Below are 23,203 nucleotides of genomic sequence, written 5' to 3' on the forward strand. Positions count from 1 at the left end.
AGCTGTTCCCGCGTCGGCGTGTCGAGCAGCCACGCTGCCACGATCAGCGGTCGGCGAGCGCCTCGACGACCGGCCGGGACAGTGCGCGCCGTGCCGGCAGCACCGATGCCAGCAGCGCGGCCAGAATCGCGACGGCGAATACCCCGGCGAGCCGGGCCCAGGGCACGACCAGGGTGAACTCCCCGGCAAGCCGGGCCAGCAACGCCATCGCCCCGGCGGTGACGCCGGTGCCGAGCGCGACGCCGAGCACGGCACCGACCAGCGCGGTGAGGACCGCCTCGACGGCCAGCATGGCGCGCATCCGGCCGCCGGTCAGCCCGACGGCACGCAGCACCGCGTTCTCCCGGGTCCGTTCCACCACCGACAGGCTGAGCGTGTTGGCCACCCCGACCAGGGCGATCACCACGGCCAGCCCGAGCAACGCGACCACGAACGCGAGCAGCATGTCCACCGTGGAGGTGAGCATCCGCTTGTACGCCGCCTGGTCCAGCAGGTTGACCGTCGGGTAGTCGACGAGTACCTCCTCGATGGCGGCACGCGCCACCTCCACCGGCACGCCCGGAGCCGGGTCGATCTCGGTCTGGACGCCGCGCTCGTCGGGGAAGAGCCGGGCGTGGTCGACGTCGACCAGGCCCACCGCGTGCCCGGGCGGCACCGCCGACCCGGTGCCGCCGGAGGCGAGCCCGTCGACCACCGCCGCCACCTCGAACGGCTGCGACCGCAGGGTGATCCGGTCCCCCGCCGACCAGCCGCGTCGCTGGGCCAGCTCGCGGTCCACCAGGACCCGCCCGGGTCCGAGCCGGTCGAGCTGCCCGGTGGTCACCGGCGCGATCCGGTCGGCGACCAGCGCCGGATGGACCGTGCGGTACTCGACGTCGTCGACGCTGCGGGTCCGTGCCTCGTGCACCACGCCCAGCTCGGGCCGGGCGGCCAGCGCACCGGTCAGCCCGACGGGCAGGTCCACGCCGATGCCGGTGACCAGGAAGTCCACCCCCACCTCGGCGTCGACGGTGCGTTCGATGGCCACCTTGGTGCTCTGCGCGCCGACCAGGAACGAGGAGACCAGACCGATGCCGATCACCAGCGCGGTGGCGGTCGCGGCCACCCGCCGGGGGTTACGCACCGCGTTGGCCACGGCGAGCGTGCCGGTGACGCCGAGGATCCGCCGGACCGGTGCCCCGAAGAGGCGGACCAGCGCCGGCACCAGCACCGGACCGAAGAGCACGATGCCGAGGAAGCTCAGCACCCCGCCCAGGGCGACGAGCATGATCTGCCCGGCGGAGGCCGCGCCGGCCAGCGCGGCGACCCCGGCGGCGAGGACCACCGCGCCGCCGGCCAGCCGGAATCGGCCGGCGGGGCGGGTGACCTGCACGGCGGCGTCGGTGAGGGCGGTCACCGGCGCGACCCGGGTGCCCTGCCAGGCCGGTACGCACGCGGCGGCGACGGTGAGGGCGGTGCCGACGACCAGGCTGCCCAGCACGGTGCCGGCGGTGACGGTCAGCTCACCGCTCAGCGGCATGTCCAGCCGTGACACCAGGGCGGTCAGCGCGGCGGCGAGTCCGGCCCCGGCCAGTACGCCGAGCGCCGAGGCGGCCAGGCCCACCACCGCCGACTCCAGCACGGCGGCCCGGAACACCTGTCCCCGGGTGGCCCCGACCAGGCGCAGCAGCGCGGTCCGACGGGTGCGCTGGGCCAGCACGATGGTGAAGGTGTTGGCGATGACGAAGGCCGCGACCATCACCGCCACCCCGGCGAAGGTGAGCAGCACCAGGTGGAACTGGTCCACGTCGCGGACCGCGTCGGCGACGGCGGCCTCCAGGATCTCCGCGCGGGTCCGCACGGTGGTGCCCGCCCCGGCGACGTCGGCGAGCCGGGCGGCCAGCTCGGTCCCGGTGATCCCGGGCTCGGCCGCGACCATGATCCGTCCGTACCCGGACAGGCCGGTCACGGCGAGCGCGTCGGCACCGACCATCCCGACGAACGGCCCGCCGATGTCGCGCGGGGTGTCGGCCACGTCGACCACACCGACCAGGGTGTACGGCTGGGCCGCCCCGGCGGCACCGCCGACGCGTACCGTGCCGCCGAGGCGGAACGACTGGTCGTCGACGGTCCGCCGGTCGAGCACCACCTCGCCGGCACGGGCGGGCAGTCGTCCGGTCACCACGTCGTAGGAGTGGAGCGCCGGATCGGTCGGCACGGCGGCGAGGACACCGAAGCCGAGCACCGGTCGCCCGTCCGCGCCGACCACTCCGGCGGTGTCGGTCAGTTCGCCCTCGGCGGCGCGGACCCCGTCGACCGCGCGGACCCGGTCGACCAGCGCCGGGTCGATCGGCTCCCGGTCGGCGTAGATCCCGGCGTCGGTGTGCCGGTCGAAGGTGCCGGCCCGGTCGTACGCGCCGGCCCGCATCCCGTCGACGAAGATCAGCGTGCCGGCGATGAAGGCCACGCCGAGCACCACGGCGAGGGTGGACATCACCATCCGGGCCGCCTCGGCACGCAGCGAACGCCATGTCAGCCGCAGCATGGTCACCGCCCCCGCGTCGACGCGGCGGCGGACGGGTCCAGGTGGGCGAGCACGTCGAGGACCAGCTCGGCGGTGGGCTCGGTCAACTCCCGGACCGGACGCCCGTCGGCGAGGAACACCACCCGGTCGGCGTACCCGGCGGCCACCGGGTCGTGGGTCACCATCACCACCGTCTGGCCGAGGCTGTCGACCGCTTCCCGCAGCAGCCGCAGCACCTCGGCCCCGGCCCGGGAGTCCAGGTTGCCGGTCGGTTCGTCGGCGAAGATCACCCAGGGTTTGGTGATCAGTGCCCGGGCTACCGCGACGCGCTGCTGCTGGCCGCCGGAGAGTTCGGCCGGGCGGTGCCGGACCCGGTCGGTCAGCCCGACGGCGGCGACCACCTGACGCAGCCAGGCCGGGTCGGCCCGACGACCGGCGATGTCCAGCGGCAGCGTGATGTTCTCCGCCGCGCTGAGCGAGGGCAGCAGGTTGAACTTCTGGAACACGAAGCCGACCCGGTCCCGGCGCAGCAGGGTGAGCCGCCGGTCGTCCAGGCCGCCCAGTTCGGCGTCACCGACGTGCACCGTGCCCGCGGTGGGCCGGTCCAGACCGGCCAGGCAGTGCAGAAGCGTCGACTTGCCGGAACCGGAGGGTCCCATGATGGCGGTGAACCGGCCGGCGGCGACGTCGAGGTCGACCCGGTCGAGCGCGTCGACGGCGGCCGGACCGGTGCCGTACCGCTTGGACAGGCCACGGGCGGTGACGGCGACACCGGCGACGGCGTGGACGGGTGGGGCGAGGGACACGTACGACTCCCCGTGCGGAGGACGGACCAGGACTCCTCCGACGCTAGGAAGTCCACCGCCCGGTCGAGATCAACCCGTGCGCTCGACCTCGGTACGCCGCAGGTCGTCCCGGACCGGGCGGACCCGTACGCCTCAGGTCGTACGCCGGTTCTCCGCGCCCGGGGTGACCAGCCCACTCTCGTACGCCACCACCACGGCCTGTACCCGGTCGCGCACGTCGAGCTTGGCCAGGATCCGCCCGACGTGGGTCTTCACGGTCGCCTCGGCGACGTGCACCCGGGTGGCGATCTCGGCGTTGGCCAGGCCCTCCGCGACCAGCAGCAGGATCTCCCGTTCCCGCTCGGTGAGCCGGGCCAGCCGGGGGTCCTCGCTGGGGCCGGCGCCGAGTTGTCCGGCGAACCGGTCGAGCAGACGTCGGGTGATCGACGGGGCCACCACCGAGTCGCCCTGGGCGACCACCCGGATCGCGGCGAGCAACTCCTCGGGCGGCACGTTCTTGAGCAGGAATCCGCTGGCACCCGCCCGCAACGCGGCGAAGGCGTCGGCCTCGGTGTCGAACGTGGTCAGCACCAGCACCCGGGGACCACCGGAGGGCTGGTCGGCGCAGAGCCGTCGGGTGGCCTCCACCCCGTCCATGGTGGGCATCCGGACGTCCATCACCACCACGTCGGCCTCGACGCGGGCGAGCAGCCGCAGGGCGTCGGCACCGTCGATCGCCTCACCGACCACCTCCAGGTCGGGCTGCGAGTCGAGCACCATCCGGAAACCGGCCCGGACCAGGGCCTGGTCGTCCACGATCACCACCCGGACCGTCATGCCGTGACCACCTCCGTCCCGGAGGACGAGGGTAACGGCAGCCGCGCCCGCAGCAGCCATCCCCCGGTCGGGCGGGGGCCGGCGGTGAGGCTGCCGTCGTACACCGAGACCCGCTCGCGCATGCCGACGAGTCCGTGACCGCCGGGCGGCGCGGGGGTGGCCGGGACGCGGCCCCGTCCGTCGTCGAGGACCTCGAGCACGACGGCGTCGGCGCGGTGCGCCAGGCTGACCTCGGCGGTGGCGCCGACCCCGGCGTGCTTGAGCGTGTTGGTCAACGCCTCCTGCACCAGCCGGTAGACGGTCAGGTCCAGAGCCGGCGGCAGTGGCGCGGAGTCGCCGGTGACGGTGTGGCGCACCTGGAGTCCGGCGGCGCGGAACCGCTCCAGCAGGGCGGGCAGTTCGGCGACGGAGGGACGCCGGTGGGTCGGCTCGGCGGGCTCCGGCACCCGGTCGGGCCCGGCCGACGGGTCCGGTGCCGCGTCGGGTCCGGCCGATGATCCCGGTGCCGGTTCGGGTCCGGTCGCCGGGTCCGGTCGGCTCGGTTCCCGCAGGACATCCACCAGCCGCCGCATGTCGGCCAACGCCTGTCGGCCGGTGTCCGCGACGATCCGGACCGCCTCCCGGGCCGCCTGCGGGTCCTTCTCGATGACGTACCGGGCGCCGTCCGCCTGCACGATCATGACCGCCATGCCGTGCGCCACCACGTCGTGCAGTTCACGCGCGATCCGGGTGCGTTCCTCGGCCACCGCCGCCCGCGACTGCGCCTCGCGCTCCCGTTCCAGGGTGGCTGCCCGTTCCTCCAGGCTGAGCACGTACAACCGGCGGGTCCGCACGTTCAGCGCGGCCAGCCAGACCGCGCCGACGACCAGACCGTAGAAGACGGCGGTGAACACCCAGGCGACCTGGGACGGCGTCCGCGCCGCGGCGAACACCACCCCGACTGCGGCGACGACCCCGGCCAGCACGCCGTCGCGCAGCCGGTCGGCGTACTTGACCAGGCTGTAGAGGGCGATCAGCACCGCCACGTCGTACGGCAGGGGCGCCCAGTCGAGGGCGACCTGGACGTACGCCAGCACCGCCACGACCACCGTGACGCCGACCGGTCGCACCCGCCGCCACAGCAGCGCCACCGCCATGCCCAGCCCGAGCATGGTGCCGGGCCAACCGGCGTCGCTACCGGCGGTGGACGCCAACGCGAGCAGCGCCACGGCACCGGAGACCGCCACGTCGAAGGCGACCCCGCGCAGCGGGCGGCCGAGGACCGTCGCTCTCATCGTCACCCAGCGTACGGGTGCCTCCGGGCCCGGCGGTCGGTCAGGGAGCGAGGTCGCGCATCCGGACGATCTCCACGCCCTGCTCGGTGGCGACCGAGGTGGCGAACTCCGACATCCGTTGGTCGAGGCCGACCTTGAGCAGGTCGGTCGCCATCACCACGGCACCCTCGTGGTGTTCGGTCATCATCCGCAGGAAGAGGCGGTCGAAGTCGACGCCCCGGGCGGCGGCGAGCCGACCCATCGCCTCGGGCGACTGCATGCCCTTCATCGTGGCGTGGTCGTGCCCGGACACCTCGCCGGAGAGGTGGCGCTCGGCGAGCCAGGCCCGCAGCACGCCGATCTCCGGTCGCTGGCCGGCCCGGATCCGGTCGGCCAGGGCGCGTACCCGGGGGTCGGCGGCCCGGTCCGGAGCGAGCGCCGCCATCTCCAGCGCCTGCTCGTGGTGCGGGATCATCATCCGCGCGAACCAGGCGTCGAGAGTGTTGAACCGCGGCGGCGAGTCGTCGCGCACCTCGGCGCCGGGGCGTTCGACGGCCGGTTCGCCGGGACGGCCGGGCACGATCACCAGCGGCGCGTCGGGATCCGCCGGCGGCGGATCGACCGGGGGCGACGGATCGGCGGTGGCGGCGGCCGGTGCCGGCGCGGGGGGCACGGGCCGGTCGCCGTCGCGCAACGCGAAGGCCGACACCGCCAGCGCCACCACGACCGATGTGACGACAGCCAGCAGGCGTCCACGTCGGGCGGTCATGCGACACCCCCTCAGGGTCGAGGTCGCAGCGATCGTATCCATTTACGATATTCACTTGATGTGAGCCAGGTCACATCGATGAGTGTCGTCGCGGAGTTATGGTACGGCCCATCGCCACTCGCCTCTCGAAGGGCATCGCCGATGGTCGGATCGACCCCGCCGCGGGGGCGGCAGCTACGCGTCGTCAGCGTGGCCGCCACCGGGCTCCTCCTCGCCAGCATCGCCGTCGCCTCACCCGGCAACGCGCAGACGGTCACGCGGACGGCCACCGAGTCCGCCGCCGTCGAGGCACCACTCGGTGTCGACGAGATCTCCCACAGCCCCAACCTCACGCAGATCGCCAACCTGCCCAAGCAGGCCCCGTTCGACACCACGTCGGCGCTCGGCACCGACATCGCCTTCCAGGGCAAGTACGCCTTCGTCGGCAACTACGACGGCTTCGTCATCTACGACGTCGCGAAGCCGAGCAAGCCGAAGCTCGTGTCGCAGGTGCTCTGCCCGGGCGCACAGAACGACATCTCCATCTACGGTGACCTGCTCTTCCTGTCGACCGACTCGTCCCGCAGCGACGACTCGTGCAGCAGCGTCTCCCAGCCCGCCACGATCAAGGAGTCGTGGGAGGGCATCAAGATCTTCGACGTCAAGGACAAGAAGAAGCCGCGCTACCTCAAGGCCGTCGAGACCGCCTGCGGCTCGCACACCCACACGCTGGTGCCGGCGAAGGACAAGAAGTCGGTCTACCTGTACGTCTCCTCGTACAGCCCGCAGGCCACCTTCCCCGACTGCCAGCCTCCCCACGACTCGATCAGCATCGTCAAGGTCCCGCTGAAGAAGCCGACCGACGCGGCCGTGGTCGCCACGCCGAACCTCTTCCCGGACGGCGGCTACGAGGGGCGGACGGGCGGGTCGGCGACCACCGGCTGCCACGACATCACCGCCTACCCGGAGAAGGACCTCGCCGCCGGGGCGTGCATGGGTGACGGGGTGCTGCTGGACATCAGCAAGCGGGAGGCGCCGCGCGTGCTGCACACCGTGCGCGACACCGTCAACTTCGCGTTCTGGCACTCGGCCACCTTCAACAACCGCGGCACGAAGGTCGTCTTCACCGACGAGCTCGGCGGCGGTGGCGGGGCCACCTGCAACGAGGAGATCGGCCCGAACCGGGGCGCCAACGCGATCTACGACCTCACCGGCCGGGGCGACAACCGCAAACTGGAGTTCCGCAGCTACTACAAGATCCCGCGCACCAACGGCGACACCGAGAACTGCGTGGCGCACAACGGCTCGCTGATCCCGGTGCTCGGCAAGGACATCATGGTCCAGGCGTGGTATCAGGGCGGCATCTCGGTGTGGGACTTCACCGACTCCCGCAAGCCCAAGGAGATCGGCTTCTGGGAGCGGGGCCCGCTCTCGGACACCCAGCTCGTCGTCGGCGGCTCCTGGTCGGCCTACTACTACAACGGGCACATCTACTCCTCGGACATCCAGAAGGGGCTGGACGTGCTCGAACTCGACGACTGGCGGACGTGGTCGGCCAAGCTGGTCCACTACCGCGAGTTCAACGTCCAGACCCAGCCCAGCTACCTGAGCTGGTAGCACCACCCGCGCCTGCGGGCCCGGTCCCCCTCTCCGGGGGACCGGGCCCGCATCACGTGTACGCCACGTCGTGTTTTGCCCCGCCGGTCCCGGGTACCTCGTCCGGCACATTCCGTCACGCAGGAAAAGAGGCGCGGCAATGGCGCGAAACGAGTACCACGTGGTGCCGGACGGCGACGGCTGGAAGGTCGAGCAGGGCGGGACCGTCGTCGGCACGTACGACACGAAGCAGGACGCGGTCGACGCGGGGCGGAAGGTGGCGCACGGCAACGAACCGAGCCAGCTCGTGGTGCACACCGCGGACGGCCAGATCGAGACCGAGTACACCTACCAGGACGACCCGTACCCGCCCGCCGGCTGACCGGCATCCCCCCGGCGGTACCGGTCGTCACCTCGCCCGGCACCCGAGCGGATCAGGCCGCCCGGCCGTGCGAAGATGCGCCGTGACCTCCCCAGACGCCGTTCCGGCCGCACCCGGTCGACGCCGGCCGCACCCGCTGGACGTGATCGCGGTCGGGCTGGCCGTCCTGGGTGCGGTGTGCGTGGCGACGGGCCTGCTGCCCCGCGCCGACGCCGCCGACACCCTCACCCGGGTCCTGCCGCTGCTGGTCTTCCTCGGCACCGTGGTGGTCCTCGCCGAACTGACCGCCGCCGCCGGTGTCTTCGACGTCCTCGCCACCCGGCTGGCAGTCGCCGCCCGGGGTCGCTGGCCGGTCCTCTTCGCGCTCTGCGTCGGCTTCGCCGCGCTCACCACCGTCGTGCTCAACCTGGACACCACGGCGGTGCTGCTCACGCCGGTGATGCTCGCGCTGGCGGTCACCCTGCGCACGGCGGTGGCCCCGCTGGCGGTCACCACGGTCTGGCTGGCGAACACGGCCAGCCTCCTGCTGCCGGTCTCCAACCTGACCAACCTGCTGGCCGCCGACCGGATCGGCCTCGACCCGCTGGCGTACGCGAGCGTCATGTGGCTGCCCCAACTGGCGGCGCTCGCGGTCACCACGATCCTGCTCTGGTACTTCTGGTGGCGGCGCGACCGCCCCGTCGACGGCCGGTTCGCGCCGCCGTCGGTGCACCGGCCGACCGACCCGGTGCTCTACCGCACCGCACTCGTCGCCTGCCTGCTCTTCGTCGGCGCGATCGTGGCCGGCGCCCCCGTCGGCCTGGCCTCGGCGGTCGCCGCCGGCCTGCTGCTGCTCGTCTTCGCGTTCCGCTCCCCCGGCACGCTGCGCCCCGCCCTGCTGCCCTGGCGGCTGCTGCTCTTCGTCACCGGCCTGTTCCTGGTGATCCAGACCATCGGCGCGTTCGGCCTGAACGACCTCGTCGCCCGGCTCGCCGGTGACGAGGGCGGCGTGCCCGGACTGCTGCGCGCGGGCGGCACCGGTGCGCTGCTGTCCAACCTCGTCAACAACCTGCCCGCCTACCTGGCCGGCGAGGCGGTGCTGCCGGCCGGTGACCGGCAACGCCTGCTGGCCCTGCTGATCGGCACCAACATCGGCCCGCTGGCGCTGCCGTGGGCGTCCCTGGCCACCCTGCTCTGGCTGGAGCGCTGCCGGGCCGCCCGGGTACGCGTGCCGCTGGCCCGTTTCCTCGCCACCAGCGCCGCCGTCGCGACCCTCGGCACCCTCGCCGCCGTCAGCGCCCTCCTGCTCACCACCTGACCCGCCCGCGCCCCCGCTTGGGCCGGACCGCCCGACGGGGATTCACGGTGGTAGCAACCGACGGACGCCGATCAGGGCTTGCCCGGCATGATCAGCGCGCCATAGACTTTGCATTGCAAAGTTGTTGGCGAAGCAGAGTGAGGAGGGCCTCATGCCCCGAGGTGCCGCCGAAGAGGCCGCAGAGACGCTCACCCGGCTGAAGCGGATCCGCCGACGGACACGTCGACGCGCACACGGAGGTGTCTGGCTGCCCGCGCTCGGCTTCGCCCTCCTTCTGCTCAGCAGCATGTCCCTCTACCGGTCACCACTGGCCCAGCCCAACTCGATCTCGGTGGAGCACCCGTTCTGGGCCGGGTTGCCCGACGAACAGGTCAGCGCGGTGGCCTCCTACGTCTTCTGGTTCGTCGGCACGCCCTTGCTGTTCGCCGCCATCGCCGGCTGGTACGCCTGGCGAGCCCGTCGCCACGGCGTGCGGGTGGCGTGGCCGCTGGTCGCTGCCACGGGCCTCGGCGTACTGGTGCTGTTCGCCGTGCTGGCGGCGGTACCCACCGGCGCATTGTCCGATGGGTTGACGAGCCGCTCCGGCCTGCACTGGGCCGGGTTGCTGACCCCATTGCTGCCGGCAGGTCTGGCGGTGGTCGTGCTGGGGTGGGCCGAGCACAGCCGCGCGCTGATCGCGGCCGGGTCGTGGATCACGCTGCTCACCGTCTGGCTGTGCGCCACATATCCGCTCGGACGTCTTCCCGGCTGGTCAAGCGTGATCATCGGCGGCGGCGAACTCGGCGGCCAGTTGTCGCTCCGGCCGGGGCACTATCTTGTCCTGATGGCCCTTCCCCTGTTGGCCGTCGCCATCGTCAACCTGGTCGCGGCCAGGTCCGCCGGACGTGACTGAACGTCCGCTGCCGATGGCGAACGACCCGGCACCGCACCCGGCCACGGTCCTCGACGACGTGGTGCACCAGCGAGTGCGCCTGGGCATCCTCACCGTTCTCAGCGAAGCAGCCGAGTGCCGATTCGCCACCCTCCGTGACGAACTCGGTCTCACCGACGGCAACCTGAACCGCCACCTGCGGATCCTGGAGCAGGCCGGGTTGCTCCAGACCACCAAGGGCTACGAGGGACGACGGCCGGTCACCTGGATACGACTGACGCGAGCCGGACGCATCGCGCTGCGCGCCGAGGTGACCGCGCTGGAGCAGTTGGTCAGCCGCATCCGCACCGCCACCGGCGAGGACGAGGACTGAACCCGGCACGGGCCGCGCCCGGCGTCGCCCGAGACGGCTCAGCCGGGTAGGGGTGCGCCGTCGCCCCGGGTGCGTCGCGGGGTGACCAGGCGGCGCACCATCGGGGCGGCGTTCCAGCGGGCCGCGCCCACCAGGTCACGGGCGTGCTCCAGGACGGTGTAGTCCGGTCGGGCCCGGCCTGCGGCCATCGCCGCGTCCAGGTCGTTGCCGCAGCGCGTCAGCACGCTGTCGAAGTCGCGCCGGACCGGTTCCAGCAGGTCGTAGCCGAAGGAGCGGTGCAGGCGGGCGAAGAGCGGCTTGTACAGCCGGGCCCGCTCGTGCAGGCCCGAGGAGTACGACATCGGGTTCTTGGGGCGGCGTCGGATGTAGTCCGGCAGCAGGTCGGCGAAGGCCCGGCGGACGATCCACTTCTCCTGGCCGTCGCGCATCTTGAGGTCGAGCGGCAACCGCATGGCCAGCTCGACGAGGGCCAGGTCCAGGAAGGGCACCCGGGCCTCGACGCCGAAGCCCATGCTGGTCCGGTCGACCCGCTGCAACTCGGTACGACACAGGTTGCGGATCTTGTGCAGGAACAGTCGGCGGGACGCCGCCGGGCCGACCTCGTGGTACATCGGGTAACCGCCGAACAGTTCGTCGGAGCCGTCACCGGTGAGCACCACCTTCACGCCCAACTCGCGCAGCCGACGGAAGATCGGCACCGAGACCACCGCGTTGATGATGTCGCCGTACTCGGTCAGCTCGGAGATGCGGATGGCCTCGCGGACGTCGGCGAGGCGGATGTCGCGCGGACGCAACTCGACCACCTCGTGCGGCACGCCGAGCTCCCGGGCCAGCCGCCGGGCGTACGCCAGATCGGGGCTGCCCGGCGCGCCGACGGTGACCGCGACGCAGTCCGGGTGCGACTGTGCCGTGTGCAGCAGCGCCAGCGAGCTGTCCAGCCCGCCGGAGAGCACCACGCCCACCGTGAGGTCGGTGTCCAGGCGTACCCGGATGCTGTCGGTGAGGGTGTCCCGGACGAGCAGGGCGGCCTCGTCCGGGTCCGTCACCGGCGGCCGGTCCGCGCCGAGCGAGAGCAGGTCCACGTACGGGCGGAGGTGGACGCGGTGGTCCTCGCCGACCCAGCCGTGGTGCCCCGGCGGCACCTCGGTCACCGGCGCCCGTGCCGGGACCAGCGCCTTGACCTCGCTGGCCACGTGCAGACACCCCGGTGCGCGGGACCAGTACAGCGGTTTCACACCGAGCGGGTCCCGCGCCAGGTACACCCGGCCGGTGGCCCGTTCCGCGATGGCGAGGGCGTACTCGCCGCGCAGCCGGGTCACCATCTCCTCGCCCCAGCGTTCGAAGGCGGCGAGCACCACCTCGGTGTCGCTGGTGCTGGTGAACCGGTGCCCGAGGGCGGTCAGTTCGGCGCGCAACTCGTGGTGGTTGAAGACCTCGCCGTTGTAGCAGAGCAGCCACCGCTCGTCGGCGGAGAGCCAGGGCTGGACCGCACGGTCCCGGTCCACCACGCGCAGCCGCCGGGTGCCGGCGAGCAGCCCGCTCTCGTACCGCGTCTCGGTGACCTCGCCGCGCGGGGCCAGCGTGGCGAGCATCCGTCGGAAGATCGCCGGGTCGGCCTCCGGACCGACGCTCAGCACGATGCCGCACATCGTCAGATCCCCATCTCCGCCTCGTACGCGCGACGCAGCCGCCGCGTCGCCGAGGGCGCGAGGCAGATGTGCCAGGCCTGCCCCTCGTCGATCACGTTGAGTTCGCCGGCACGCTGCCGGTCCAGCAGGATCCCGGCCAGCGTGTCCCGCGCCCCGAAGCGCTCGTACCAGGACATCTCCACGTCCACCGCCCACCCCAGGCAGTGCCCGCTCGGCACCATCGCGGCGTACCCGAGACGGCGCAGCCGGTACTGGTGCTCGGCGCTGCGGACCAGGCTGGTCACCCAGAGCGGCGGCGTGCCGACCGTGGTGGCCGCGGTGAACTCCCGGCCGATGTCGTTGAGGAGCGCGACCACCTCCCGCCGGGCCCGGCGGAACAGCAATCCGGCGGTACGCGGAGTGGCGTCCGGCAGCACCCGGCGCCGCACCGCGCGCACGCCCCGGCCGAGCACCGTGCGGGGCTGTTCGGTGTAGCGGAACCGCAGCAGTCCCCGGCGGCGCAGCCACTCCAGGTCGACCAGGTGGGTGCTGTGGTGCACCTCCTCGTCGGTGACGAAGGTGGACGCGTCGCGCCACCACATCACGTCGATGCGCGACAGCAGATAGATCCGGACCAGCGCGGCCAGGTCCCCGGCGGAGCTGCGCGCGTTGGGCTGGTACCGGGCCATCTCCAGCAGCAGGGTCTCCCGCGCGCCGATCAACCCCTGCGGGGTGTCGTCGAGCACCGCGGCGATGGCCGGCTCCCGCAGCCGCTGGTCGATCAGCACCTGGCGGGCCTTCGTGCTGCTCGCCGCCGCGAGCGCGCCCACCTCGACCAGCAGCTCCCCCACGGCCTCCCGATACGCGTCCAGGTCCGGCCCGTCCGGGGAAGAGTTCGCGAGCCCCCGCACCGACATACGACGCCCGGCCGGTGCCGCGTACGGGACAGGAGGACGCGGTTGCTGCCGTCTGGGGCTACGGTTGGGCACACGCATGGCCGGGCCTCCCTCAGTCGCGACATCACGGCGTATGTCACCCTCTGCGGCACCGTAACCACGCAGACCGGAAGGACCCCGAACAATCCTTCTGTATTCCTCCCTAAGGGGTCAGAACAGACCTTCACGCACGGTCATCTCGGCGACAACGGTCCCGGCCAGCCTCTGCGTGAGCCCATCGACGTCGCACCTACCTGGCAGTACAGGGCGTTCGCGGCGCTGACCTGGCTCGCCGGTGCCGATGGTGACGAAACTCCCCGTGGTCGCGCCGTCACCACCACGTCGATGATCGCGCCAAGGCTCCGGCGGGAACGACACCACCGGTCAAGGTGACGGTACGGGTACCACCGCTGGCACCGATCGGGCCGGTGGTGGCGCCGAGGCCGCTACGGGTACCGAAATTGGTCAACACCTCATCCTTGGACACGGTGAGCGAGGCCACGATCGGCCGGGTCGCACCGTTCGGAAAGACCGTCAGGTAGGTGATCCCCGTGGGGTTGACAGCCGCGATGTCGAGAAGAACGCGCACCCCGATCGTCGGCACCCCGCCCACGCCTAGCGCGGTGAAAGTCGTCGCCCCGCGCTTCGGTCACTCCACCTACACCGCTTCGGGTGGTCCAACAGAACGGTATTGGCCGGAACGAAATCCCCAACCCTCCCGGCCGCGTCGACACCCGCCGGCCCCGCCGAAATTACGACCACCGACTCCAGAACCAACGACACGGCTGCCGACAGGACTATAATCAGCTCAATTCAACGTCCCGGGTGTCCGCTAGTGTCGGTCGAAATCCGCGGCCAACCGCCCAAGCCTCGGCCCGCACCAAGAGGCCGCCCACTTCTCCGGGAGAAAGTTCGAGATCAGCTGCGATCGAAGCAAAGAGCAGCATCTTTAGCCCCTCATGCCTATACCCAGGAATTCCGGCCACTGACACGTGCTCACCCAGCGCATCGCGCATCACCGACTCCACCTCGTCGACGTCGAGACGAGAACCCCTGAAGCGTCCCACCATCCGGCGCGCACACTTTCTTATCTCAGACAGGCGCGGAGAGTCACCAAACCGATCCGCCAAGATGACGGCGAGGGCACCATCAACTACACCCGAGGCGTCTACCCAGCGTGCAGTTGCGAGCTTTTCCTTCAGTCGTTCCTGCGAGGATCGATCTCCCAGAATCGTAGCCAGCAGAAACTGCGCCATGAGAGTACTAGGACCATCATTCTGTATCATTGACGATGCTTCCCCTTACAGCCATCACGCAGGACGCGTTGAATTCCCATTCCGAACGCATACAGAACGACCCCAACGCCACTGACGCCGCCACCTACGGCCACATCCGCAACCTGCGGGACTCCAACCTTTGGATACATTTCAGCAAATAACTCGGCACTCTCCCTCGACGGCATCAACACCGCGCCCGATCATATCTCTCCACGGCTGGTTCGGCTCATCGAGATCCGGGAAATCTGGCCGGCTGACGTCACCAACCTCGAAGCAGGAACCTTTCCGCATCGACCGACCTTCAGGGTATCCGGCGAGTTGGCCGCCGCAATTGTTTACAATTAATGGAGTCTCGCCAGCCAGAACATGGTACGTATGGTTGTCAGCGCCCGCAGAGTCTCACATCTCCTTGGCGCCAACGTGGTTGTCGACCTCAGTGAGAACAACCTTGTTGCCGTCGGCCGTACGGAATTCGTGGCCGACGGTCAACTCGGAGGCGTTGCCCCAGGCGCCGGTCGCCTTCCCCCGGAAGGGGTGGCTCGTCGTCGTCTGCAACTCCACCGCAGCGGCCAGCCCCGCAACCGCCACATCGGCTGCGACAAATCGAACTCACTCCGACACCTGACCAGTCAAGCCGGAATCGAGGCTAAAAGCTGGGTCCATAAATCACTCCCAACTAGTGATTCCGATTTCCGAAGCTCGCTCTCGAATTGCAGTCAACGAAGCCCTTGCCCCGTTTAGCGCTTTGTCAAACGCCTCACCCAATTCACGCCCTGCAGTTCTATCAATTTCGAGCCCACGTTCGACCAGCGCAGCGTAACGTTTCCACGTGGACTCGAAAAGCCCATAGGAGCGCGCATAGTCACCGCTGCACCGAACCCAATCAGATCGACCGATCGCGTCCTTTGCACGTCCAAGCAAATGATTTACCTCTGCATGCACCGCAATCATCTCGCCCACCATTGCCGCAAGACGGCCGCGCGTACCGTGGTGCAACAGCACCTCAACGAACAGACCGTATGGACCGGGAGACTCCATGGCCACCTTCTCGGGTAGAGCTCTGGCGGTATCATTGTCGTTAGGAGATCGGCCCCGCCTTGCCTGACTCGAATTCAGTTCGGCCGCCCGCCCGAAGAACGTCGGCACAATAAGTGATGCAGCAATCGACAACGAGTCGCAGTCGCGGAGATGCCAGTTACCTGCCGTGTCCACTTGCGCATCGATCAATTCAATGCTTTCTGCGGATTTGAGAGTTCCAACTCGCGAGTGAATGAATTCGGTCTCGGGTCATCGCCAATCGGTGGAGTGTTGAGGTTCGACGAACCTCCAAACGGATCCGGGGCCTCCATTGACACAGCGTGCATTGTGATGTTTTCGCCACCTAAATTCACCTCAAGATAGGCGTGCCCCTTGCCTGGATCCCGGTGAAACCCTCGCTGTTCCGCAGTTGTGTACGAATACCGGTGTGTTGCCGGCGATCACATAGTACGTGTGGATTTCGTCGACGGTGACGGCGCTCACCACCAACCGCAATCACGAGCGACGCGAACGGCCTCGGCCCGGTTGTCCACACCCAGCTTCTGCACCGCGAGCGCGAGATAGTTGCGGACGGTGCCGCTGGAGAGATGGGCGCGGCGGGCGATCGCCGCGACCGATGATCCGTCCTCGGCCAACCGCAGCGTCTCCAGTTCGCGCGGGGTCAGCGGGCACGGCGGGATGCTCAGCGCGTCGGCCGCCAGCGCCGGGTCGACGTACCGGCCACCGGCGTGCAACCGGCGGATCACGTCGGCGAGGGCCCCGCCCGGCGCGCCCTTGGGCAGGAAGCCGCGCGCTCCCGCGGAAAGCGCGCGGGCCAGGTGTGGCGGGCGTCCCTGCCCGGTGAGGATGACCACCGCGCACTCCGGCAGCACCCGGGCCAGCTCGGCCGCGACTGCGAAGCCGTCCTGGCCGGGCATGGCCAGGTCGACCACGGCCACGTCGGGTCGGTGGGCCAGGGCGGCGGTGACCGCCGCCGGCCCGTCGGCCGCCTGCGCGACGACCGTCAGGTCCGCCTCCAGCTCCAGCAGGGCGGCCAGGGCGGCACGGATCAGTTCCTCGTCGTCGGCGAGCAGGACCCGGATCATGCGACGGCCGGTACGGTCGCCTCGACGGTGAACACGTCGTCGGCCCGGTCGACGCGGAGCCGTCCACCGGCAGCGGCGAGCCGGTCGGCCAGTCCGCGCAGGCCGTGACTGTGCCGGTCCGCCGTCCCCGTCTCGGTCGCCCCGTCGTTCGTCACGGTCATCCGCACCTCGTCCTCCCGCTGGGTGATCTCGATCCGGCACCAGGCGGCCCGGCTGTGTCGCAGCACGTTGGTGCCGGCCTCGCGGAGCACCGCCGCGAGCTGGGTGGCCGTCTCCGGCGACAGCTCACCGTCGGGCGGCACGACGGTGCACCGTACGCCGGACGAGCGCAGCACCTGCGCGACCGCCGTCACCTGCTCGCCGAGGTCGACCCGGCGGTAGCCGTGCACCGTCCGGCGTAGTTCGGTCAGCGCGGTGGCCGCGAGCCGCTGCGCCTCGCCCGCCTCCCGGGCCGCCCGCGACGGGTCGGCGGCTGCCAGCCGGGCGGCCAGCTCGGCTTTCAGCGTGATCACGGTCAGGTGGTGCCCGAGCAGGTCGTGCACGTCCGCCGCGAAACGCAACCGCTCCTGGGCGGCGGCCAGCCGGGCCTGGGCCGCCCGCCCCCGCTCCGCCTGCACCAGCAGCCGCCAGAACCACACCTGGAAGCCGTTCACCACCGCGACGCTGGGACCGGCGGTGCCGACGACCAGCAGCGCCGGCCCGATCGACGCGCCGGTCACCTGCGCCACCGCCCCGGCGACCACCATCGCCGCCACGGTGGCCGGAAGGGTCGCCCGCAGCGGGGCCAGCAACGGCACCCCGCCGACCGTCGCCGCGCCGAGCCAGGCCCAGGTGGGCCAGTCGCCGACGGCGACCGGTGCGGCCAGCGGCACACCGAGCACCGCGACGGCGGCGTACCCGATCCGCAGCCGTCGGCGCCGCGCGGCGGACCACCCGGTGGTCAGTGCCGCGCCCACCGCGCCCGCCAGGACCAGCGCGAGCGCGCCGATGGCGAGGACGCCGGAGGCCACCCGCCACGGATCCGGCTCCCGTGCGAGGCCGACCGCCGGCAGGAACAAGGTGGCGGCCATGCCGGCGGCGAGGGAGACCATCGTCGCCGTCCGGGCACGGCGTAGGGTCCGCCCGCCGCCCGGCACCGTCCCGTCCGTCCCCACGCCGGTCAGGGTAGAACCCGCCACCCCACCGGCGGAGCCCCCGTTCCGCCCGGTCCGACCGGGCATCGTGCCCGGCCGACCGGGGACGGAACGCGGATTGTCGCCGACGTCGTTCGCCACGACGATCGACGTCATGACCGACGCCCTCGCCGCACCCGGCGGACCGACCCCGTCCACCCCGACGATCCACGGGCCGACGGCCGCGCCGGTTCGCCACTCGCGCCTGTCGCCGCTGGCCCGGCATCTGATGGAGATGGCGCTGGCCATGGTGGCCGGCATGCTGGCGCTCGGTGCCGCCCGCGCCACCCTGGGCGGGCTGCTCGGGCTGGCTCCGGCCACCCCCGGCGTCGCGTCGCTGCTGATGGCCACCGACATGAGCATCGGCATGGCGGTCTGGATGTGGTACCGGCGGCATTCCGGCCCGGCCGTCGGCGAGATGGTCCTGGCCATGTACGTGCCCGTGCTGGTGCTGCTGGTGCCGTACCGGGCCGGGTTGCTCGACGGCGACGCCCTGATGATGGGCACGCACGTGCTGATGGTGCCGGCGATGGTGGCGGCGGTGCTGCGGCGTCGGGCCGAGTACGCCGTGCACCACCCGAACCGCGCCGCGCCGCGACACCCGTGGGCACGGGCGGTGGCGCAGCGCTGGCCGGCCGGGCTGGCGCTGCTGATGACCGCCGACAACTGGAGCTCACCCGTACCGCTGGCCGCGTACACGCTGCTGGTCCTGCCGGCCGGATACCTGATCATCGGCACCGTGCGCCGGCAGTGGGGCGTACCGGGTGCCCTCCGCCTCCAGCTCGCCGGCCTGGCCGGCTGGTCGGGCCTGGCCCTGCTCGCCCTTCTCCTGGGTGGCCCGGCCGGACAGTGGCTGGTGGCGTTCGGATGGTTGGCCCACGCGGGCTGGGACGTGATCCATCACCGCACCGGCAAGGTGGTGCCCCGCGCCTACGCCCAGTGGTGCGGCGTGATCGACGCTGTCCTCGGGATCACCATCATCCTGGCGCTGGTCACCACCTGACCGACCGGCTGCGCCACGGCCCGCCGCCACCCGGCGGCGGGCCGTGGCCGCGTGTTACCGGTGGTCGCCGCAGCGGCCGGGAGGGCGTGATGAAAAACTTGACCCATGAGTTCCACGCCCGTACCGCCCGACGCGACCATGGATCCGCCCGCCTTCACCGATCTCGGCCTGCGACCCGAACTGCTCGCCGCGCTCGCCGCGCTCGGCTACGAGGAGCCGACGCCGATCCAGCGGGAGGCGATCCCCACCCTGCTGACCGGCCGTGACCTGCTCGGGCAGGCAGCCACGGGTACGGGCAAGACGGCCGCGTTCGCGCTGCCACTGTTGCAACGAATGCCGGACGACCGGCCCGGCGGTGATCCCCTGGCGTTGGTGCTGGTGCCCACCCGGGAACTCGCGGTGCAGGTGTCCGAGGCGTTCCACCGGTACGGCAAGGACCTCGGGGCCCGAGTGCTGCCGATCTACGGCGGGCAGCCGATCGGCCGCCAACTGCGGGCGCTGGACCTCGGCGTGGACGTGGTCGTGGCCACCCCCGGACGGGCGCTGGACCACATCGCCCGGGGCACGCTACGGCTCGGCAACCTGATCACCGTCGTCCTCGACGAGGCCGACGAGATGCTGGACATGGGCTTCGCCGAGGACATCGAGGCGATCCTGGAGCACGCGCCCGCGCAACGCCAGACGGTCCTCTTCTCGGCGACGATGCCGTCGCGCATCGAGGGCATGGCCCAGGCGCACCTCACCGACCCGGTCCGCATCCTCATCGCCCGCGAGCAGCCGGTGGCCGGCGCGGCACCCCGGGTACGCCAGAGCGCGTACCTGGTGGCGCGGGCGCACAAGCCTGCGGCGCTGGGCCGGGTGCTGGACGTCGAGTCGCCCACCGCGGCGATCGTCTTCTGCCGCAGCCGGGAGGAGGTCGACCGGCTCACCGAGACGATGAACGGACGCGGCTACCGGGCCGAGGCCCTGCACGGCGGGATGAGCCAGGAGCAGCGGGACCGGGTGATGGGTCGGCTGCGCTCCGGCACCGCCGACCTGCTGGTCGCCACCGACGTCGCCGCGCGGGGACTCGACGTCGAACAGCTCAGCCACGTGGTCAACTACGACGTGCCGTCGGCTCCCGAGTCGTACGTGCACCGCATCGGCCGGGTCGGTCGCGCCGGCCGGGAGGGCGTGGCGATCACCCTGGCCGAGCCCCGGGAACACCGGATGCTCAAGACCATCGAGCGGGTCACCGGCCAACGGATCACGATCGACAAGATCCCGACCGTCGCCGACCTGCGTACCCGCCGGCTGGAGCTGACCCAGGCGGCGCTGCGGGAGAGCCTGCTGGAGGACGACCTGGAGCCGTTCCGGGTCATCGTGGAGACGCTCAGCGACGAGTTCGACCTGATGGAGGTGGCGCTCGCCGCGGTGAAGCTGTCCCACGAGGCGACGCTGCCCGGCTCCGACGAGGCCGAGGAGGAGATCCCGCAGGTGGCGGTCCGTCCCACCCGGGACGCCCGGCCCGGCCAGGACAACCGGGGCGACCGCCGACCGGCACGGCCCCGCACCGGCGGCACCACCCAGGTCTTCATCGGGCTGGGCCGGCGCGCCGGAGTCCGGCCGCAGGACCTGGTCGGCGCGATCACCGGAGAGACCGGCATCCGTGGTCGGGACATCGGCTCGATCGAGATCGCCGACCGGTTCTCGCTTGTCGAGGTGCCCAACGGGGTGGCCGACGAGGTGATCGCCGGGCTGCGCGGCAGCACCATCAAGGGCCGTAAGGCCACCGTACGCCGAGACCGCGACGACAGCCGCTGACGTGTAAGGAAGGGCCCCCTGTTAACGCCTGCGGTATAGCAGGGAGCCCTTCTCACCACGGCATGCCCCGACATGCAGCGACTGGCGCCACCCCGCACGGGATGACGCCAGTCGATGGTGCCTCGGGTTAACAGGGGACCCCTGCTCTACCTCAGGCGTTAATAAGGTGCCCTTCCTTGCATCCGTCAGGCGGCGGTGAGGCTCTGGCCGCCCAGCGAGGCCGGGTCGATCTCGGCCGGGCGCAGCGCCAGGGCGAGCACGTCGGCGACATCGGCGAGCGGGTGTACGGTCAGCGCCTCGCGGACCTCGGTGGGCAGGTCGTCGAGGTCCGGCTCGTTCCGGGCCGGAATGATCACCTCGGTCAGACCGGCCCGGTGCGCGGCCAGCAGCTTCTGCTTCACCCCGCCGATGGGCAGCACCCGGCCGGAGAGTGTCACCTCGCCGGTCATCCCGAACTCGGGGCGTACCGGCCGGCCGCTGGCCAGCGACGCCAGCGCGGTGACCATGGTGATGCCGGCGCTGGGGCCGTCCTTGGGCACCGCACCCGCCGGGACGTGCAGGTGGATCCGCCGTCCGGCGAGGGCGTTCGGGTCCAGGCCGAGCCGGCGGCCGTTGGCGCGCAGGTAGGAGAGGGCGATGTGCGCCGACTCCTTCATCACGTCGCCGAGTTGGCCGGTCAGGGTCAGGCCCGGCTCACCCTCCATGCTGGTGGCCTCGATGAACAGCACGTCGCCGCCGGCACCGGTGACCGCCAGGCCGGTGGCCACGCCGGGCACCGCCGTCCGCTCCGCCGACTCCGGCGTGTGCTTGGGCCGGCCGAGGTAGCGGGTCAGGTCGTCGGCGCCGACGCGGACCGGCGTCGGTTCGTCGGTGAGGGCCACCGCGACCTTCCGCATGACCTTCGCCAGGGCCCGCTCCAGTTGCCGTACGCCGGCCTCCCGGGTGTACTCCCCCGCGATGCGGGCCAGTGCCGGGGCGTCGAGGTCGACCTCGTCGGCGGTCAGCCCGGCCCGTTCCCGCTGCCGGGGCAGCAAATGGTCCCGGGCGATGGCCACCTTCTCGTCCTCGGTGTAGCCGTCCAGGGTGACCAGTTCCATCCGGTCCAGCAGCGGGCCGGGGATGGCCTCCACCACGTTGGCCGTGGCGAGGAAGAGCACGTCGGACAGGTCGAGGTCGACTTCCAGGTAGTGGTCCCGGAAGGTGTGGTTCTGGGCCGGGTCGAGCACCTCCAGCAGGGCGGCGGCCGGGTCACCGGCGTACCCGACGGAGAGTTTGTCGACCTCGTCGAGCAGCACCACCGGGTTCATCGAGCCGGCCTCGCGCAGGGCCCGCACGATCCGGCCGGGCAGCGCGCCGACGTAGGTGCGCCGGTGGCCCCGGATCTCGGCCTCGTCGCGTACGCCGCCGAGGGAGACCCGGACGAATCTGCGCCCGAGCGCCCGGGCGACGGACTCGCCGAGGCTGGTCTTGCCGACGCCGGGCGGGCCCGTCAGGGCGAGCACCGCGCCGGAGCCGCGCCCGCCGACCACACCGAGGTTGCGGTCGGCCCGGCGGTTGCGCACCGCCAGGTACTCCAGGATGCGGTCCTTGACGTCGGCCAGGCCGGCGTGGTCGGCGTCGAGCACGGCCCGCGCCGCGGCCAGGTCGGTGTTGTCCTCGGTACGCGTGCTCCACGGCATCTCCAGCACCGTGTCGAGCCAGGTACGGATCCAGCCCGCCTCCGGGGAGGCGTCACTGGCCCGCTCCAGCTTGCCGACCTCGCGCAGTGCCGCCTCGCGTACCTTCTCGGGCAGGTCGGCGGCCTCGACACGGGACCGGTAGTCGGCGGAGCCGTCCGGGGCGTCCTCGCCGAGTTCCTTGCGGATCGCGGCGAGCTGCTGGCGCAGCAGGAACTCCCGCTGCGACTTCTCCAGCCCCTCGCGGACGTCGGAGTTGATCTGCTCGGTGACCTCCTGCTCGGCGAGGTGTTCCTTGACCCAGCCGACGAGCAGTTCCAGCCGGGCGGTGACGTCCGGCGCGGCGAGCAGTTCGGTCTTCTGCGCCAGGGTGAGCCAGGGCGCGTAGCCGGCCGAGTCGGCCAGTTCGGAGAGGTCGGTCATCCGCTCCACCGCGTCGATGACCTGCCATGCGCCGCGCTGCTGGAGCACGGAGGTCACCAGGGCGCGGTACTCGCGGGCCAGTTCCCGTGCCTTGCCGGCGGGGGTGGGTTCGTCGATCTCGGTCGCCTCGACCCAGAGCGCCGCGCCGGGTCCGGGCACCCCGGAGCCGATGCGGGCGCGGGCGAGGCCGCGGACGACGGCGGCAGGCTCACCGCTGGGCAGCCGACCCACCTTCTCGATGGTGGCGATCGCGCCGACGGAGCCGTACTCGCCGTCGAGGCGGGGCACGGCGAGCAGCCTGCGGTCGCCGGTGGCGCGGGCCGCGTCGACCGCGGCCTGGGTGGTCGGGTCGAGGGTCACCGGGATGACCATGCCGGGCAGCAGTACCGCGTCGGTCAGTGGAAGTACCGGAAGAGTTGCCATCGAACACCTGCTATCGCATTGAGTTGAGCGTGTCTGACTCAAGTCGACGCGGGTCGGCGTTGTTCCACGGTGTGACCCAGCACACGAACCGGCCG

General features: G+C 71.6%; 20 protein-coding genes and 1 pseudogene. 7 read left to right on the top strand and 14 right to left on the bottom strand.

What is annotated here, in order from left to right:
* Positions 1 to 43: 43 nt before the first annotated feature.
* The 5 genes from ACFYTT_RS25615 to ACFYTT_RS25635 form a co-directional block, all read right to left on the bottom strand.
* The gene (locus ACFYTT_RS25615; RefSeq protein ID WP_387262883.1) at positions 44 to 2,524 is read right to left on the bottom strand and encodes an ABC transporter permease; all 2,481 of its coding nucleotides are present in this window, start codon (positions 2,522 to 2,524) and stop codon (positions 44 to 46) included.
* A 2-nt stretch (positions 2,525 to 2,526) separates the two neighbouring features.
* Positions 2,527 to 3,309, bottom strand: coding sequence for an ABC transporter ATP-binding protein (locus tag ACFYTT_RS25620; RefSeq protein WP_387262885.1), 783 nt, complete (start codon positions 3,307 to 3,309; stop codon positions 2,527 to 2,529).
* Positions 3,310 to 3,441: 132 nt separating this feature from the next.
* Positions 3,442 to 4,125, bottom strand: a complete 684-nt coding sequence (locus ACFYTT_RS25625; protein ID WP_131056517.1) for a response regulator transcription factor — start codon at positions 4,123 to 4,125, stop codon at positions 3,442 to 3,444.
* Complete coding sequence (locus ACFYTT_RS25630; RefSeq protein ID WP_387262888.1) at positions 4,122 to 5,399, bottom strand: sensor histidine kinase; 1,278 nt, start codon at positions 5,397 to 5,399, stop codon at positions 4,122 to 4,124. Before ACFYTT_RS25630 ends, ACFYTT_RS25625 begins: the two co-directional genes overlap by 4 nt.
* A 40-nt stretch (positions 5,400 to 5,439) precedes the next feature.
* Positions 5,440 to 6,147, bottom strand: coding sequence for a DUF305 domain-containing protein (locus tag ACFYTT_RS25635; RefSeq protein WP_387262890.1), 708 nt, complete (start codon positions 6,145 to 6,147; stop codon positions 5,440 to 5,442).
* 141 nt (positions 6,148 to 6,288) lie between these two features.
* Here ACFYTT_RS25635 and ACFYTT_RS25640 point away from each other — a divergent pair, with 141 nt between their 5' ends.
* The 5 genes from ACFYTT_RS25640 to ACFYTT_RS25660 all read left to right on the top strand — a co-directional run bounded on the left by ACFYTT_RS25640 (position 6,289) and on the right by ACFYTT_RS25660 (position 10,645).
* Complete coding sequence (locus ACFYTT_RS25640; protein ID WP_131054148.1) at positions 6,289 to 7,743, top strand: LVIVD repeat-containing protein; 1,455 nt, start codon at positions 6,289 to 6,291, stop codon at positions 7,741 to 7,743.
* A 139-nt stretch (positions 7,744 to 7,882) separates the two neighbouring features.
* The gene (locus ACFYTT_RS25645) at positions 7,883 to 8,104 is read left to right on the top strand and encodes a DUF2188 domain-containing protein (RefSeq protein WP_131054149.1); all 222 of its coding nucleotides are present in this window, start codon (positions 7,883 to 7,885) and stop codon (positions 8,102 to 8,104) included.
* A gap of 82 nt (positions 8,105 to 8,186) precedes the next feature.
* Positions 8,187 to 9,401, top strand: a complete 1,215-nt coding sequence (locus ACFYTT_RS25650; protein ID WP_357217060.1) for an SLC13 family permease — start codon at positions 8,187 to 8,189, stop codon at positions 9,399 to 9,401.
* Positions 9,402 to 9,552: 151 nt separating this feature from the next.
* Positions 9,553 to 10,293 (top strand): hypothetical protein, encoded by a 741-nt coding sequence (locus tag ACFYTT_RS25655; protein WP_387262894.1) that lies wholly within the window; start codon positions 9,553 to 9,555, stop codon positions 10,291 to 10,293.
* Between the two features lie 13 nt (positions 10,294 to 10,306).
* Complete coding sequence (locus ACFYTT_RS25660) at positions 10,307 to 10,645, top strand: transcriptional regulator (RefSeq protein WP_387262957.1); 339 nt, start codon at positions 10,307 to 10,309, stop codon at positions 10,643 to 10,645.
* Positions 10,646 to 10,683: 38 nt separating this feature from the next.
* On the opposite strand, the gene ACFYTT_RS25665 is transcribed toward ACFYTT_RS25660, so the two are convergent.
* From ACFYTT_RS25665 to ACFYTT_RS25700, 8 genes and pseudogenes are all read right to left on the bottom strand, one after another.
* Positions 10,684 to 12,294 carry an asparagine synthetase B family protein gene (locus ACFYTT_RS25665; RefSeq protein ID WP_387262897.1) on the bottom strand — a complete coding sequence of 537 codons (1,611 nt, stop codon included), beginning with the start codon at positions 12,292 to 12,294 and terminating at the stop codon, positions 10,684 to 10,686.
* Between the two features lie 2 nt (positions 12,295 to 12,296).
* Entirely contained in the window at positions 12,297 to 13,268 is a 972-nt protein-coding gene (locus ACFYTT_RS25670) for a DUF5715 family protein (protein WP_176094389.1), read from the bottom strand.
* Positions 13,269 to 13,539: 271 nt separating this feature from the next.
* On the bottom strand, positions 13,540 to 13,821 hold the full coding sequence (locus ACFYTT_RS25675) for a hypothetical protein (protein ID WP_176094390.1): 282 nt from the start codon (positions 13,819 to 13,821) through the stop codon (positions 13,540 to 13,542).
* A 190-nt stretch (positions 13,822 to 14,011) separates the two neighbouring features.
* Complete coding sequence (locus tag ACFYTT_RS25680) at positions 14,012 to 14,464, bottom strand: hypothetical protein (RefSeq protein WP_176094391.1); 453 nt, start codon at positions 14,462 to 14,464, stop codon at positions 14,012 to 14,014.
* 420 nt (positions 14,465 to 14,884) lie between these two features.
* A complete protein-coding gene (locus ACFYTT_RS25685) occupies positions 14,885 to 15,046 on the bottom strand; it encodes a hypothetical protein (protein WP_176094392.1) in 162 nt (53 codons plus the stop codon).
* Between the two features lie 873 nt (positions 15,047 to 15,919).
* Positions 15,920 to 15,994: pseudogene (locus ACFYTT_RS25690) on the bottom strand (hypothetical protein); the annotation flags it as partial.
* An 8-nt stretch (positions 15,995 to 16,002) separates the two neighbouring features.
* Positions 16,003 to 16,608 carry a response regulator gene (locus ACFYTT_RS25695; protein ID WP_387262900.1) on the bottom strand — a complete coding sequence of 202 codons (606 nt, stop codon included), beginning with the start codon at positions 16,606 to 16,608 and terminating at the stop codon, positions 16,003 to 16,005.
* Positions 16,605 to 17,762 (bottom strand): sensor histidine kinase, encoded by a 1,158-nt coding sequence (locus ACFYTT_RS25700; RefSeq protein WP_387262903.1) that lies wholly within the window; start codon positions 17,760 to 17,762, stop codon positions 16,605 to 16,607. The genes ACFYTT_RS25695 and ACFYTT_RS25700 overlap by 4 nt, the downstream gene beginning before the upstream one ends.
* A gap of 133 nt (positions 17,763 to 17,895) precedes the next feature.
* On the opposite strand from ACFYTT_RS25700, the gene ACFYTT_RS25705 reads away from it, so the two are divergent.
* A complete protein-coding gene (locus ACFYTT_RS25705) occupies positions 17,896 to 18,783 on the top strand; it encodes a hypothetical protein (RefSeq protein WP_387262906.1) in 888 nt (295 codons plus the stop codon).
* Between the two features lie 105 nt (positions 18,784 to 18,888).
* Positions 18,889 to 20,586 (top strand): DEAD/DEAH box helicase, encoded by a 1,698-nt coding sequence (locus tag ACFYTT_RS25710; protein WP_131055802.1) that lies wholly within the window; start codon positions 18,889 to 18,891, stop codon positions 20,584 to 20,586.
* Between the two features lie 185 nt (positions 20,587 to 20,771).
* Here the strand turns inward: ACFYTT_RS25710 and lon are convergent, their stop codons facing one another.
* Complete coding sequence (lon, locus tag ACFYTT_RS25715; RefSeq protein ID WP_387262909.1) at positions 20,772 to 23,108, bottom strand: endopeptidase La; 2,337 nt, start codon at positions 23,106 to 23,108, stop codon at positions 20,772 to 20,774.
* Positions 23,109 to 23,203 lie beyond the last annotated feature (95 nt).

It is taken from the genome of Micromonospora sp. NPDC003816, assembly GCF_042874705.1.
In the GTDB taxonomy this organism is placed as follows: Bacteria; Actinomycetota; Actinomycetes; order Mycobacteriales; family Micromonosporaceae; genus Micromonospora.